Genomic DNA, 15,029 nt, shown 5'->3' with positions numbered 1-15,029 from the left:
ATATCAAAAAATATGGTAGTAACATTAAAACATATCATCTTTCTTGTATGCATTTTACATTGGTCTTTAGGCCAATCTGAAACCATAGAAGTTTGTGAATCTTGTGAAATAAACTCCGTTAAAGACGCAATTTCAAGGGCACAAGCAACAGATACCATCTTGATAAAAAAAGGGACTTATAAAGAGTTTAATATACTAGTTGATAAGCCGCTGACACTAATTGGTGAAGATTATCCTATTATCGATGGTGAAGATCAAGGCGAGATCATTAGAGTCGTTTCAGATAATGTTACAATCGACGGACTTTTTATCATTAATGTGGGAACTAGTTATACGAGCGATCATGCTGCCATTCGGGTTGTGCGAAGTGAGAATTACCTCATTCAGAATGTAGTTTTAGAAAAATTGTTTTTCGGTATCTACATTGAAAAATCAAACAATGGTAAAATCTATCACAACAAGATTATAGGCGATGCTAAAGACGAATACAATTCTGGGAATGGTATTCAATTGTGGTATTCAAAAAATGTAACAGTAGATCGCAATATTGTTCAAGGAGTACGAGATGGTATTTACCTAGAGTTTTCTGATGAAATAGTGATCAATAACAACATTAGCTCTAATAATTTGCGATATGGACTGCATTTTATGTTCTCGAATGATGACGTGTATACTAACAATACTTTCGAAAACAATGGGGCAGGAGTTGCGGTGATGTTTTCAAAAAGGATCAAGATGGTGAATAATATATTTCGAGAAAATTGGGGAACAACAGCCTATGGCATGCTTTTAAAGGAGATTAATGATGCCGAAATTATCGGGAATACGTTTGAAGAAAACACCATTGCAATAAACATTGAAGGTTCAAACCGAATTACATATCAAAAAAACTCTTTTATCAAAAACGGATGGGCTGTTAAGGTATTAGGGGCCTGTTATTCGAACAAATTCGAGGGTAATAATTTTTTGTATAATTCTTTCGATGTATCATATAACAGTAAGCTTAATGACAATGTTTTTGATGGGAATTATTGGAGTAATTATACGGGATATGACCTGGATAAAAATGGGATAGGGGATGTGCCATACAGACCTGTTAAACTTTTCTCATATGTTGTAAATAGAACACCAGAAACCATCGTGTTACTGCGCAGTTTATTTATGGACATTATTGATTTTTCTGAAAAAGTATCTCCGGTATTCACGCCCGATAATTTAATTGACGCGAACCCTTTGATGAAAAAAGTACTATGATCAAAATAGAAAGACTACATAAAAAGTTTGGAAAAAATCAAGTGCTTCGAGGCATTGATCTTGAAATTGAAAAGCCGGGAATTATTGCAGTTTTAGGACCTAACGGATCAGGAAAGACCACCCTAATCAAGAGTATTTTAGGCATGGTAATTCCTGATAAAGGAAGTATATCAATTCAAGAAAGCCTTATTAAGAAAAAATGGAGGTACCGTGAACGAATTCAGTACTTACCGCAAATAGCAAACTTTCCTGGGAATTTACGAGTAAGAGAGCTCATTAAAATGATTAAAGATCTCAGGCAACAAGAAAGTGATGATAAGAGCTTGATTTCACTTTTTGAGTTAGAACCATTTCTAGATAAAAAATTAACGACACTTTCAGGGGGAACTAAACAAAAGGTGAACATTGTCTTAACCTTTATGTTCAATGCTCCATTGGTAATACTCGACGAACCAACCAGCGGTCTTGACCCATTATCATTAATAAGTCTAAAAAAACTAATTAGCAACGAGCGCAAAAAGGGAAAAACAATATTGATAACCTCTCATATTATGCAGTTTGTAGAGGAGGTGGCCGACAATGTTATTTACCTTTTAGAAGGCGCAATTCATTTTAATGGTACTATAGATGAACTAAAAAATCGAACAAATCAAACAAGCGTAGAACATGCTGTGGCGGCAATAACAAAAGGAACAAATGTTTAAAATTTTTAAATACAGTTTTTTTGATTTAATGCGCAGCAGATGGAGTTATGTGTATTTTTTATTCTATCTAATCCTGGGTTTTGTATTGCTTTTTTTAAATAATGATGTATCAAAAGCTGTTATAACATTAATGAATGTAATTATCATATTGGTGCCTTTAATTAGCACAATTTTCGGCATCATGTATTACTATAATAGCAAAGAATTTACCGAGCTTTTGTTGGCACAGCCAATAAGACGCTCATCTATTTTTATGGGGCAATTTCTTGGTGTATCAGGTTCGCTTTTGCTTAGTTTAGTCCTAGGATTGGGTATTCCATTTGTGTCATACGGACTTTTTAAAAGCACTGCAATTTTCGATTTTTCGTTGCTTTTGGTAGTAGGATCATTTTTAACAATAATCTTCACTGCCTTATCATTTAACATAGCTATTTCAAATGAAAATAAGATAAAGGGATTTGGCTATGCGGTATTGTTATGGTTATTTATGGCAGTTATTTACGACGGACTTTTTTTAATGTCATTAATCGTTTTTGAAGAATATCCACTAGATACGTTCTCAATTGCGGCCACGATGTTCAATCCGATCGATCTGTCGCGTACCTTGATCTTATTAAAACTTGATATCTCAGCTTTACTTGGTTATACAGGAGCAGTTTTTAAAGGTTTTTTCGGAACGAACCTTGGCCTTATGACTTCGCTGTTATTGCTCATACTTTGGGCACTAATACCAATTTGGAGACTTATCATCAAATCTCAGAAAAAAGACTTTTAGATAAGTGTAGTTCTCACTTCTGTTTCACTATGCAATGTCTTGTGTACAGGACACTTATCGGCAATCTGCAAAATGCGTTTTATCTGCTTCTCGTCAAGATTACCAGTAAGCTTAATTCCACGATCGAAAACATCAATTTTCGTACCGTCTAGTTCACAGTTTTCACAGTCTGAAGCATGCTGTTTTGAGTAACTGGTATGCACTTCAACATTTTGCAAATCCCAACCTTTGCGCTTCACGTACATTTGAATGGTCATTGCTGTACAAGCCGATAAACCAGCAGAAACAAATTCATATGGGTTTGGGCCAAAATTATTCCCTCCAACTGACTCTGGTTCATCCGCTGTGATAAAATGACTTCCCACTTTCATATTCGTTGTAAAGCCATCTTCGGCATTTAAGCTAGCTACTACTTCATGAGATGTGCTTAAGGTTTTTGACTCGCTGGTATCGAGATAACGCACTGACCATCCTGCGATAACTTCTCCCGCATAATTGGAATCTTTTTTATTCATTAATAGGTGATCGGCGCCGTCAAGACTTACAAAGCTTTTTGGATGCTTTGCCGCATGATAAATTTGTTCTGCATTCTTGATTCCTACTGTCAGGTCTTGAGGGGAATGCAACACTAGCAACGCTTTGTTAAAATTGGTGACAGCCTCAGCTAGTGATTTACTTTGCAAGTCATCAACAAATTGTTTTTTAATTGTGAAATCACGACCACTTAGGTTTACAATGGCTTTGCCATTTGCATTAATCTCATCAATACTACTTTTTAACAAGTGCGTTACGTGTTCAGGATCGGACGGTGCACCAATTGTTGCAACGGCTTTTACTTTTGGTAACTGGCTCGCAGCAAATAGTACTGCTGCCCCACCTAATGAATGCCCAACTAACAGGCTCGGAGCTTTATATTCCTTTTCTAAAAAATGAGCCGCTGCTACAAGATCTCCCACATTGCCAGAAAAATTGGTATCCGCAAAGTCACCTTCGCTTTCACCCAGGCCTGTGAAATCAAAACGAAAAACGCCAAAACCTTTACTTGTTAAGGCCCGACTTATGTTTCTAACAGCAGCAAGGTTTTTATTACAGGTAAAGCAATGTGCAAATAGTACGTAGTTATGGGGATGTTGATTGGCAGGTAATTCTAATCTTCCTGAAAGTTGAAAACCTTCTTGATTTTGAAACTGAAGTTTTTGTTGTGGCATTGGTTATAGTTTTTCGAATAAGTCGATAACAAGTTACAACCCTTTCACTTAAATGACTATCTCCAGGTGTCTAAAAAACTAATGGGATAATGTATTTGTAAAATAGAATCAATAAGCCGACTCCAAGACAGTTTAAGATAAAACCTGCTTTCACCATTTGAGAAACTTTTACATGACCACTGGCGAATACGATCGCGTTCGGTGGTGTTGCCATGGGCAGCATAAACGCACAACTAGAGGCAATTGTTATAGGTATTAACACATGAAGCATTGGTACTTCTAGTCCGATGGCAATTCCTGCAACAACTGGAGCTGCGATGTTTACGAGTGCGACATTGCTAATCAACTCTGTAGTGAAAAGAACTACTACTATGAGCGTAATCACAATTAATGAAATTCCCCAAGCCGTATTACTGGCGATTCCAATTGCTATTGCATCGACGATTCCGGATTCTTTGAGACCCGATGCTAGCGCCAGTCCGCCACCAAATAAAATGAGAATTCCCCATGCCATTTTAGCGGTATCATTCCATTGCAAAATGAACTCGCCTTTTTTTAATTTCTGCGGAATAACAAATAAAGCAATCGCAGCAATCATGGCTATCTCCGTATCATTAATATTCAGAAAATCAAATTGAGCATTTAAAAGTCCACGGAAAATCCACATGAAAATGGCGAATACAAAGACAGCTATGACCTTTTTCTCTTGAGATGATATTTTACCAAGTTTTTTAATTTCCTTATTGATTACATCTCCTGATGCCTCAAATTTTCCAAGTCGGTTAGGAAAAACAATCTTAACAACAACAAAATAGGTTGCACTAATCATTAAAATTGAAAAAGGAAGACCTATGACCAACCAATTTAAAAATGAGATGTCAATTTGATATTCCTTCTCTAAAAAGCCAACTAAAACAGCATTAGGAGGTGTGCCTATAATAGTTGCGATGCCGCCAGCATTGGCTGCGAAAGCAATGCCAAGCATAATACTTAAGGCAAAATTCTTATCGTTTGCGGTAAATCCATCTTCATCATTAATCAAAAGTGAAATTACAGAAAGCGCAATAGGTAACATGACTAGCGTACTTGCCGTATTACTAATCCACATACTTAAAACTGCGGTAGCTATCATAAATCCCAAAATAATTCGGTTTGGACTTGTTCCTGTGAGCCGAATTATATGCAGGGCAATGCGTTTATGCAGATTCACTTTTTCAAGTGCCAATGCCATGATAAAGCCACCAAAAAATAGAAAAACAATACGATGTCCGTAGTTTTGAGAAACCTCACCAATTTCCATAATTCCACTAAGTGGGAACAGAACGAGAGGAAGTAGCGCTGTAACTGAAATTGAAACAGCTTCTGTAATCCACCAAGTAACCATCCATGCAGCTGCGGCTAATACTTTGTCAGCCATCGGATTGACCATTTCCGGCATAGCCAGCAGTATAAAAAATAGAATAGGACCTGCAAATAATCCAATTTGCTTCGACAAAGGAAATGCTTTCATACAAGCACTAAAATAGGAAATTCAAAACAGCTTATTGCGGACTTGTCTTCTTACGTAAATCGGTATTAAAAATTAAACCAAGTTGAAGACGATCGAAGTTTCTGCCAGTAAAATGATTTTTTAAATAGCCCAATTGTAATTGCACGTCATTATTAAATTTACGACCTAGTGCAAAGTATAATCGGTTTTGACCAAAAATGGGCTCCTGAAAATTAATGAATACTTCATCATAGGCATTTAAAAACCATTTGTCATCTAACGGATAAGTGATTTGTATGCGATAGCGGCCTCGATGTTGTGTATCATTTATATTATTACCAAAATCAATAAAACGCTGTTCTATACGATATCGATGCTCGAAAGCGAACTTACCGACCTTGTTTTTTAATATAAATTGCTGGAAAATTCGATGTTCTTTTGAATCTTCTTCTCCAGGGAATTCTTCGAACGTTCCGTCAGTGCCAATATAACCATAACCTAATGTCGCAATGGCTTTATCTGAAATATGATAGTTAAGCCCAGTACGCAGTAACAACTGATTAAAGTTCCCGAAGGTTTCGTAAAAACGGAATTGCGCTTCACTATGAATACTTAACTTATCTGATACTTTATTAGTACCAAAATACATATACCATGCGCCAAGTTCATCTTCACCAGTATTTTGAGAAAATGCTTGCGTTATGCTTATTAGAAAAATACCGACTAATACTTTTTTCATCGAGTTTCTTATTTAAAAAAGATGGCAATATAGAAATATATTGCCATCAGGTTGATTTTATTAAAAGGAATTATTCTACTGAGAAGGTTTTGGTTTCTTTAAATGGAGAAAGGTCGATTTTTTTCATTTCAGCTTCATAGTTTTTCCACTTATCCGAAAAGAATGTATTCGTTTTTTGAATTGCATCTTGTAATGCATCTTTCGCATTTTTAATCAAGGTTTGCTCGGTACTAGTAATGCCTTCTGGACGAGAATTAACATATCTACTTGCTGTAAAAACACGTTGCATCACTGTTACCTCAGGATTACGAGTAATACCTTGGCGTTTGTCGACTTTGCCGATATAAACGGCAATTACAGAATCGATTGCCTTAACAATATCTTTTGAAGATTTAATTTCGGCTTTAAACTTTTTCTTATCCTTTTTAGTCAACTTCGCTTTGTACTCATTTGCTGCATTTTTACTTTCTACTAGCTGTTTTACGGCATCGGCAGCTGTTTGTGTCATCTTCTCAATCTGCTTTCCGTAGGAATACGCATCATTAATTGCTTTTTGCGAAACTTCTAGTCTAGGATCACTCTTTACAGTAATATTTTGTGATGAGGTTTGATCTCCGTATTCCATTACTACTTTGTAGGTGCCTGGCTTAACACTGACTCCTCCTGGTTCATTCTTTCGTTTGCGTATGGTTCTTGAAGGTCGTTCGCTGCCTTTTTCATTCATAAACCATCTTGACTTATGAATCCCGGTACTATCTGGTGTTTTTCTTTTTAAAGTTCGTATCAAACGATCGCCATCATAAATTTTAATCTTAATAGAATCCCATTTTACTTTCTTTTCATCTTCTTCTTTATCGGCATCTTCATCTTTCTTTTTGTCGTCTTCTTTTTTCTTCTTCTTTTTCTCTACCTGAACAAAATAAGTCATATGTGCACCTCCAGCTTTATTCTCACCATTGTATAAGGCATCACCACCAAATCGACTTCCGGTGGGTTGTTGATAAGCCGCTTGATAGGCAGTAGGAGGTTCAAATAGGTGTAGTTTTTTATTCTGAATTGAAGGGTCTTTGGCTAGAGCACGCAAAGGTCGGATGTCATCAAGAACCCAAGCGGCACGACCGAAAGTGCCAATTACAAGGTCATGCTCTCTTTCTTGAATTACTAGATCTTTAACTGAAGTAGTTGGGAAACCTTTTTTATCCCATTTAGTCCATTTATTGCCTGCATTGAAAGACACATATAAGCCATCATCAGTTCCTAAAAACATTAGATTTGGATTAATAGGGTCTTCTAAAATACAGAGCGTATAACTCTGCACATCATTGCCATCAACGATGCGTTCCCATGTCTTTCCATAATTTTTGGTTCGGTAGGCATAAGGTGTATAGTTGAAACGACGATAATCATTGGCGACTAAAAGTGCTTCTCCTTTATTCTTGTTCGACGCTTTTATTTGAGTGATCCAACTTCCATTAGGCAAGCCTTTAATACTTTTAGTTACCTCTGACCATGTCGATCCGCCATTTTGAGTGATGTGCACACGACCGTCATCGGTACCAGCCCACATCATTCCTTTTTCAACAGTTGAAGGTTCGATTACCAAAATAGTACAGTGGTTTTCCGCACCAGTTGCGTCCATTGTCAATCCACCGCTTTCTCCTTGCTTCAACTTTTCAGGATCATTGGTTGTTAGGTCTTCAGAAATGACTTTCCAAGTCAGACCTTTATCTGTTGATTTATGAACGAATTGACTTCCGAAGTAAAGCGTACTGTTATCAAATGGATCAATATTAATAGCAGCATTCCAATTAAAACGAAGTTTTACTTTTGGGTCAGGATGTGTTGGTCGTACACTATAATTATTTCCTGTTTTCCAATCATATCGGCTAACAAAACCTTGCTGACTCATACTCCAGCCATACTGCGAATCATCTTTATCAGGCACAACATCAAAGCCATCGCCAAATGAGATTTCTTGCCAATATGAGTTACGTATTCCTTGCGCTTTCCAAACATATGCTGGCCCTCTCCAGCTTCCGTTATCCTGCATTCCTCCATATACGTTATACGGATATTCGTTATCTACATTTATATGGTAAAACTGAGCAACCGGGAGGTTTCCGATAAAGCGCCAGGTCTTTCCGCCATCCTTTGTAATGTTCATTCCTCCATCATTCCCATCGATCATAAATTGCCCATTTTCAGGGTGTATCCACCATGCATGGTGATCGGGATGAACACCATTATCAACACCATAAGCAGGCATTAATTGGCTAAAGTTTTTACCACCATCTTCAGAGGAGTTGACATAAGTGAAAATCGAGAAAACTCTATTTTCATTTTGCGGATCTACATAAATCTCTGAATAGTAAAAAGGTCGATTACCGATATCACTTTTATCATTGATCTTTTTCCATCTAAATCCGCCATCAATACTTTTGTATAGGGCATTTTTCTTCGCTTCTACTAAAGCATACACTACATTTGGTTTGTTTCGTGCTATGGCAATACCAATGCGACCAAGTTCACCTTTTGGTAGGCCATCTTTATCCGATAGTTTTTTCCAAGTTTTACCCCCATCATGCGTCATATGAAGCCCACTTCCTTTTCCACCAGATTTAAAAAACCAAGGATCACGCTTATGCTCCCACATAGCCACCATAAGCTTGTTGGGATTGGTTGGATCCATCACCATATCGGCAACACCAGTTTTGTTATTTGCGAATAAGATTTTATTCCAAGTTTTACCCCCATCCGTAGTTTTAAAAACCCCACGTTCAGCATGCTCGCCCCAAGGAGAACCGATGGCACCAACGTACACGGTGTTAGGATCGGTTGGATCAATGATAACTCTGTGAATATGTCTAGTTTGCTCTAATCCCATCGATTTCCAGCTTTTGCCTCCATCGAGTGATTTGTAGATGCCAAACCCGCCATTCAGGCTATTTCTAGGGTTTCCTTCGCCAGTTCCGACCCAAATTACAGAAGGGTTAGATTGTTGAATTGCCACCGCACCGATAGAAGCGGTTAACTCTCCATCAAATATGGGATTCCATTTAATTCCGCCGCTAGTAGATTTCCATAGACCACCTGAAGCAGTACCAACATACATAACATCAGGGTTATTGTGCACCACATCAATAGCAGTTACACGACCGCTCATACCACCTGGACCGATATTTCTAGGCTTTAAATTTTTAAGATAATTCGTGTTGATTTCTTGTGCGGACGAGATTAAAGTCAGGCAGATGAAAAGGAAGGTTAGTAAATTTCGCATTCTTGGTTTTGAATTAGTTTTAGAAGGCTAAAGTTAACAATTTGAGAAGGTGTATTTCTTAAAGGGATGTTAAGGTGTTTTAGCTGAAAAATGCTGTTTTTGCTGTTTACAACGAATAAAAATTTGAGTTTTACAAAATGCTTAGAGCAACTAGTGTTGTAGGGTATCTTACTCAAATACTGATACTTATTTACTATAATTTAATCGATAAGATTTGGTTTTTTTAAAAAAACTGCATAATATTGAAATTCATTATTATCATACTTATAGTTTTTTATTAATTATTAAAATTTATTTATTATGTCTTTTAAAGCAAAATTAAAAGTCGGTGGAGCCGAGTACAATGTATTGAACTGTAACTACGGTTTGCACCAAGAAACAGATGCCACAGGACGACCTTCTTCTGTAACACGTGGCGGAATGATCACCATCGAAGTCGAATCAACTGCAGACACTAGTCTTTCTGACTGGATGTTTAACAATTTTGAATTACGTAGTGGCTCTATTTTATTCCTGAAAAGGGACACTGAAGCAACTGCTAAGGAATTGGTTTTTACAGATGCATATGCTGTAAAATACGTTGAAAACTTCGATTCTACAGGAAAAAACCCAATGATTGAGCGCATTACGGTATCTGCAAGAGAGATTGCAGTAGGTAATGGTTCTCATACAAATGAGTGGGTATAATTAGATACTGAACCACATTTCGTGGTAACATTGTAAAAGTTACATTCTGGACGAATGGTTTGATGTTATCAAGCACATTCATAGTATAAGTTAGCAACCACTTGTTTAGGGATTATGTTGACTTCCATTGTTGAGAATGTGAATGTTTTTAGGGAAGGTATCTGTTGATTTGATCTTTCGAATCGAAATCGATAATAATGTGTTGCTAAAAAAATGCCCAAGGTTGGTAGGAAAAATTAAGGGTGAAGAAATAATAGCATATAATCGATAGATCTCGTTAATAAACTACTTTTTTTAATTGTGTATCACCCATTGTTCAGGTGTAACTTTTCAATTTTTTATTCTGCAATAATTTGTACCTTAACGTAAATAATATAGGTAGATGTCATTTTTAGCAAAACTAAATATAGACGGCGAGGAAATGAACGTACTCGACTGCTCTTTTGGATTTCATCAGTTAACGGATGCCACTGGTAGACCGTCCGAGAAGCCCAAAGGAGGTCAGCTACGATTGATTATTGAATCGACCGCAAAAACCGATTTTTTGGAGTGGATGATTTCATCGACCAATGTTAAAAAAGGAGAGGTTACTTTTTATAGAAGAGATAGTATGTCGACCTTGAAAAAAATAGTTTTCGAGGATGCTTATTGCGTAGATTATACGGAACAGTTTAATGCAACAAGTAACCAACCATTGCAGATTAGACTAGTCTTGTCTGCACGGGAGATTTCGATAAAAGGGACAACGTTTACTAATAATTGGCCAGTTAAGGGGTAGAACAACGCTATGGATCAGCCAAAGAAACCCAAGAAAAAATCTAAGCTGGAGATAAAAAAGGATCTTCAAGACCAATATGGTGCTTGGAAGGTCTTGGCAGTAGCTGGTTATGTAAATAGTCCTGAAGAAAAATTGGCAAGGGATCTTATCGAAGATGTTGCGAAAATTAACAATTTTATACCATCGTACTTTGCTACTATAATTCTTACCGAAGGTTTAGGGATTGATTATTTGGATCATGACTATAATTATAGAACCGATTCGGCAGGTAATAAAGTTATTCGTAACGATATAGAATTAAGCGGTTTCGATGTAGGAGGATTGGATGATTTTGGGAGTGAGTATCCGCGATACAAAAAATATTTACCAAGCTGGTTTGATCAAGGTTCTAATAGTGGGGATTTTAGTACGGGTTCAGAGTTTTACTCAAAATCGGAAACGAATGAGAGAAATGAAACGGTACTTTCTGCTCAGTTTAGTAATATGGAAAGTGTTATTTGGGCATGTGCTGCAACACTTTCTCATAGAAGAGATTTATTTCAAAAACACAGGAAAAACTTAGGATACCCTGCTCCGACTGAAGATCAGCTTGCCTATTGGAATTATATCTATTATCAAGGTGAGGGTCAAGCAAAGCGATGGTTGATACAAGTTGGTGGTTTGGATATTTTTGGATTAAATGGAATACTGCCAGCAAAAACAGTAACAAAAAAGAATAGAAATGCGCATGATGTTGCATTATCCAATTTAGCATCTTGGAGATATCTGCAAACATTTAAGATTTTTTCGAACTAGAGTATGGGGAAGGTGAGATTGATTGTTCTAATGATATGTTTCGTTTCAATTTCTTGCTCTAAAAATGAGGTTAAGAAAGATGAAGGCGAAATGGAGGCTAATTTGATACAGCAGTATCAAGAATTTCTTTCGAAAAGGAAGGACTATGGTCCAGTTAGAGATTCAATTTTACAGCATTTCGAAGATTCTTTATACAGCTATCTAAAAGTTGCTAGCTTTGATAAAAGTGAGTTGAAAGGTTTAGATAGTTTGGAAGGAGTTGGGGTGACAAGCTCAGCAGATGGAAAACTAAGAATAGTATCTTGGGATTATTTTAATGGTGGACCTTGGCACATACATAATAGTGTTTATCAGTTTAATAATGAATTAGAATTTGATGTGAGTTTTTTAGGTAAGAAGGAGCGTTATGGGTGGGTAAGCCCAGAAACAGACTCTTTCTACTTTAAGATTTTTCAGCCCGAACAAAACTTATACCTTCTAAAAAGTTGGGGGTCCCATGGTTCTGGAGGAGAGTTTTACATTTTTAAAATGTTGAGAGCTAAAGGAAATAAGTTAAGTGACTATAACGGGTTTGATAATAAACCAAACATATGGTTCACAAAACATCGAGGAGATGATGTTAAGATTGTTTATGATACTGAGAAAAAAACAATTTCATACCCAGAATATAAAGAAGACCAAGAAACAGGTTTTTCTAAATTGACTGGAGAACAAATAATCCTTTCGTGGGATGGGGAACAGTTTATAAAACAAGAATAGTAGAACAATGGCACTACAAAGTGATATTCAAATATATATTGAAGGGAATGCAATTCACGCGTTCAAACGGCTGACATTGCACCAGGAATTAGATTCGCATCACTTATTAGAATTAGTCTGTCGAATGGACGTTCTTGAGGAACTTAGTGGTGAGATAGCTTCAGAAAGTCGCAATTTCTTAGGAGAAATAGTTACCGTTCAAGTATCCACATTAGATTCATTAGAGGGTTATAAAGAACTGGAATTTAAGGGAGTTGTTACAGAAGTAAATAATACCAAAGCATTCCATCAAGGCGGAGGAGACCTGATAGTAATAAAAGCCCAGAGTGCTACTGTACTAGCGGATGACGGCCCACATTATACCTCTTATAACGACATGGGATTAACCGAAATTTTGGACAGTACATTCCAAGGTTACGATCAGTCAAAATTAGAAACAAGTTTCAGTCCTCAATATAGTGCCCCCTTGCATTATAGTGTCCAACAACAAGAAAGTGCATGGCAATATGCAAGTCGTTTGGCTGCTCAGTATGGCGAATGGTTTTATTATAATGGAAAAGCTTTAATATTCGGAAAACCTGAAGATGGCGAAGCAACGCAATTAACTTATGGTCAGGATCTAGAAGAGTTTTCTTTAAAGCTACAACCATCATCAAACAATTATAACTTTTTTACTAATGATTATTTAAATGCCGAGCAGATTGAATCCGCCACAAGTGCAGTAAATAGTAATATGAATGGTCATAATGCGTTTACAAGCGGTAAAAGTGATGAGTTGTTTTTAAAAGAGACAGCAGTATTTGTTAATACCTACAATGATGAGAAGTTGCAGCAACGCTTAGACAAACATGTAGAAAATCAGAAAAAAGCAGAAGAAGTTAATCAAGTACAGATTAATGGAGTTAGCGATAATCCCGGTGTCTTATTAGGAAATGTTATTAAAATAGCAGATGAAAACGGAGCTTATGGAAGCTATCGCATAACTAGAGTAACACATACAGCCACCGAAAACGGTCGTTATCAAAATCGATTTGAAGGAGTAACTGCGGATGCGGATATTTATCCAAATACCAATATTATGGCCTATCCTCGCAGTCAAAGTCAGACTGCTGTGGTAATGGATAATGCCGATCCTGATAGCCTTGGCAGAATACAAGTGCAGTTTCCTTGGCAAAAAGCTACTGGGGCGGTAACACCATGGCTCAGAATTCTAACGCCTCATGCTGGAGGCGAAAAAGGATTCCATTTTATCCCGGAGATCGATGAAGAGGTTTTAATAGGTTTTGAAGGTGGTAACGCGGAGAGACCTTATGTCATGGGAACATTGTATAATGGTAATGCCAATCCTGCAGGTTGGAAAACCGATGCAAATGATATAAAAGCAATACGAACACGGAGTGGGCATACGATTGAGTTCGACGACACAGATGGAGAGGAAAAAATAAAGATTTATGATAATGAAGGGAGTATTATCATTTTCGATACGAAGGAAAAATCATTGTACATCAATGCTACAGAGAACATAGAAATGGCCGCCAAGAATATTAAGATTATGGCGGAGGAAAATATTGAAATTCAAGCAAAAGGAAATATAGAAACAGCATCTGAAGGAGATACAAGCATTCAGACTGAAGGAAATACTACTTTACAAGCTAAAGGAGATACAGTAATCAGTAGTGATGCCTCGGTAACCGTTGAAGCTAAAACAGATGCAGAGGTCAAAGGACAAAATGTAACCGCTGAAGGAAAAGTTGCTGCTGAATTAAAAGGGCAGCAAACTAAGGTGCAAGGGCAGATGACGGTGATACAAGGAGCGAGTGGTAAAATCGATGTAGTTTAAAAAAGAGAATGCCTGGACCAATAGCGACAATAGGAAGTATGCATGTGTGCCCGATGGTAACGGGAACTACACCACACGTTGGTGGACCAGTTTCTGGACCAGGAGCACCGAACATCTTGGTAAACGGAAAACCCGCAGCCCTTATGGGCGATATATGCGTATGTGTTGGTCCGCCGGATACCATTGCTCAGGGTGCACCTTCTGTTTTTTTTAACGGAACTCCCGTTGCCTGCATGGGAGATATGACTGCTCATGGTGGCACAATTACAGTTGGAGAACCTAATGTGATTATTGGTAGTGCTGCAGGCGCTGGATCAGTTACCATGGCTGCAAGTAAAATTCCATTTCCAGAGATTTCTATTACTAATCGAGTATTGGGCAATGCTAAAGAAGCACTTGCCGCTCAGCAGAAATTGAAAGAGGAAGCGGAGAGAAAAGAAGGAGAACCACGAATTTTTAATCTGCAGTGGGTCAAAGAAGATCGAGTTATTCGAGAATCCAAAGTTTTAAAGGAAGTAACTCTAAGGGCACATGTTCAGAATATTGATGATGGGCAGTCTATCACTTTTAAAGTAAAACGTCCAATCGAAAATGTGGATGAAGAAGGAAATAAAACTACTACTGAAGAAGATATAATTGAATTAACTGGAACGGTCAAAGACAAAATGGTTGAGGTTGTTTGGGAGGTTGAAGATGCTAGTACGGATCAAGAAAATTCTTAGTC

Annotated in this window: 13 protein-coding genes; 9 read left to right on the top strand and 4 right to left on the bottom strand. The window is 37.3% G+C overall.

The window, feature by feature from the left end; all coding sequences use genetic code 11:
- Nucleotides 1–12: 12 nt before the first annotated feature.
- The 3 genes from GWK10_RS15060 to GWK10_RS15050 are packed head-to-tail and all read left to right on the top strand — an operon-like array spanning nt 13 to nt 2,733.
- Nucleotides 13–1,254 carry a nitrous oxide reductase family maturation protein NosD gene (locus GWK10_RS15060; protein ID WP_164033222.1) on the top strand — a complete coding sequence of 414 codons (1,242 nt, stop codon included), beginning with the start codon at nt 13–15 and terminating at the stop codon, nt 1,252–1,254.
- The gene (locus tag GWK10_RS15055) at nt 1,251–1,958 is read left to right on the top strand and encodes an ABC transporter ATP-binding protein (RefSeq protein ID WP_164033221.1); all 708 of its coding nucleotides are present in this window, start codon (nt 1,251–1,253) and stop codon (nt 1,956–1,958) included. The genes GWK10_RS15060 and GWK10_RS15055 overlap by 4 nt, the downstream gene beginning before the upstream one ends.
- Nucleotides 1,951–2,733, top strand: a complete 783-nt coding sequence (locus GWK10_RS15050) for an ABC transporter permease (RefSeq protein WP_164033220.1) — start codon at nt 1,951–1,953, stop codon at nt 2,731–2,733. Before GWK10_RS15055 ends, GWK10_RS15050 begins: the two co-directional genes overlap by 8 nt.
- Here GWK10_RS15050 and GWK10_RS15045 read toward each other — a convergent pair.
- The 4 genes from GWK10_RS15045 to GWK10_RS15030 form a co-directional block, all read right to left on the bottom strand.
- Entirely contained in the window at nt 2,730–3,941 is a 1,212-nt protein-coding gene (locus tag GWK10_RS15045; protein WP_164033219.1) for a bifunctional alpha/beta hydrolase/OsmC family protein, read from the bottom strand. The genes GWK10_RS15050 and GWK10_RS15045 overlap by 4 nt on opposite strands.
- A gap of 70 nt (nt 3,942–4,011) precedes the next feature.
- Nucleotides 4,012–5,451, bottom strand: a complete 1,440-nt coding sequence (locus GWK10_RS15040) for an SLC13 family permease (protein WP_164033218.1) — start codon at nt 5,449–5,451, stop codon at nt 4,012–4,014.
- Nucleotides 5,452–5,482: 31 nt separating this feature from the next.
- Nucleotides 5,483–6,169, bottom strand: coding sequence for a DUF2490 domain-containing protein (locus GWK10_RS15035; protein WP_164033217.1), 687 nt, complete (start codon nt 6,167–6,169; stop codon nt 5,483–5,485).
- A gap of 70 nt (nt 6,170–6,239) precedes the next feature.
- Nucleotides 6,240–9,446, bottom strand: coding sequence for a WD40/YVTN/BNR-like repeat-containing protein (locus GWK10_RS15030; protein ID WP_164033216.1), 3,207 nt, complete (start codon nt 9,444–9,446; stop codon nt 6,240–6,242).
- A gap of 300 nt (nt 9,447–9,746) precedes the next feature.
- On the opposite strand from GWK10_RS15030, the gene tssD (GWK10_RS15025) reads away from it, so the two are divergent.
- From tssD (GWK10_RS15025) to GWK10_RS18660, 6 genes are all read left to right on the top strand, one after another.
- Nucleotides 9,747–10,133: a type VI secretion system tube protein TssD gene (tssD, locus tag GWK10_RS15025; RefSeq protein WP_164033215.1), complete on the top strand. Its 387-nt coding sequence runs from the start codon at nt 9,747–9,749 to the stop codon at nt 10,131–10,133.
- Between the two features lie 382 nt (nt 10,134–10,515).
- Complete coding sequence (tssD, locus tag GWK10_RS15020; protein ID WP_164033214.1) at nt 10,516–10,911, top strand: type VI secretion system tube protein TssD; 396 nt, start codon at nt 10,516–10,518, stop codon at nt 10,909–10,911.
- Between the two features lie 9 nt (nt 10,912–10,920).
- Nucleotides 10,921–11,706, top strand: a complete 786-nt coding sequence (locus tag GWK10_RS15015) for a hypothetical protein (protein ID WP_164033213.1) — start codon at nt 10,921–10,923, stop codon at nt 11,704–11,706.
- Between the two features lie 30 nt (nt 11,707–11,736).
- Nucleotides 11,737–12,465 (top strand): hypothetical protein, encoded by a 729-nt coding sequence (locus tag GWK10_RS15010; RefSeq protein ID WP_164033212.1) that lies wholly within the window; start codon nt 11,737–11,739, stop codon nt 12,463–12,465.
- Between the two features lie 7 nt (nt 12,466–12,472).
- Nucleotides 12,473–14,305 (top strand): type VI secretion system Vgr family protein, encoded by a 1,833-nt coding sequence (locus GWK10_RS15005; protein WP_164033211.1) that lies wholly within the window; start codon nt 12,473–12,475, stop codon nt 14,303–14,305.
- Between the two features lie 8 nt (nt 14,306–14,313).
- Complete coding sequence (locus GWK10_RS18660) at nt 14,314–15,027, top strand: PAAR domain-containing protein (protein WP_164033210.1); 714 nt, start codon at nt 14,314–14,316, stop codon at nt 15,025–15,027.
- Nucleotides 15,028–15,029 lie beyond the last annotated feature (2 nt).

Source organism: Spongiivirga citrea, from assembly GCF_010671565.1.
Lineage (GTDB): Bacteria > Bacteroidota > Bacteroidia > Flavobacteriales > Flavobacteriaceae > Spongiivirga > Spongiivirga citrea.
The sequence above is the reverse complement of the archived record's forward strand: the minus strand, read 5'-3'. Positions and strand labels throughout refer to the sequence as shown.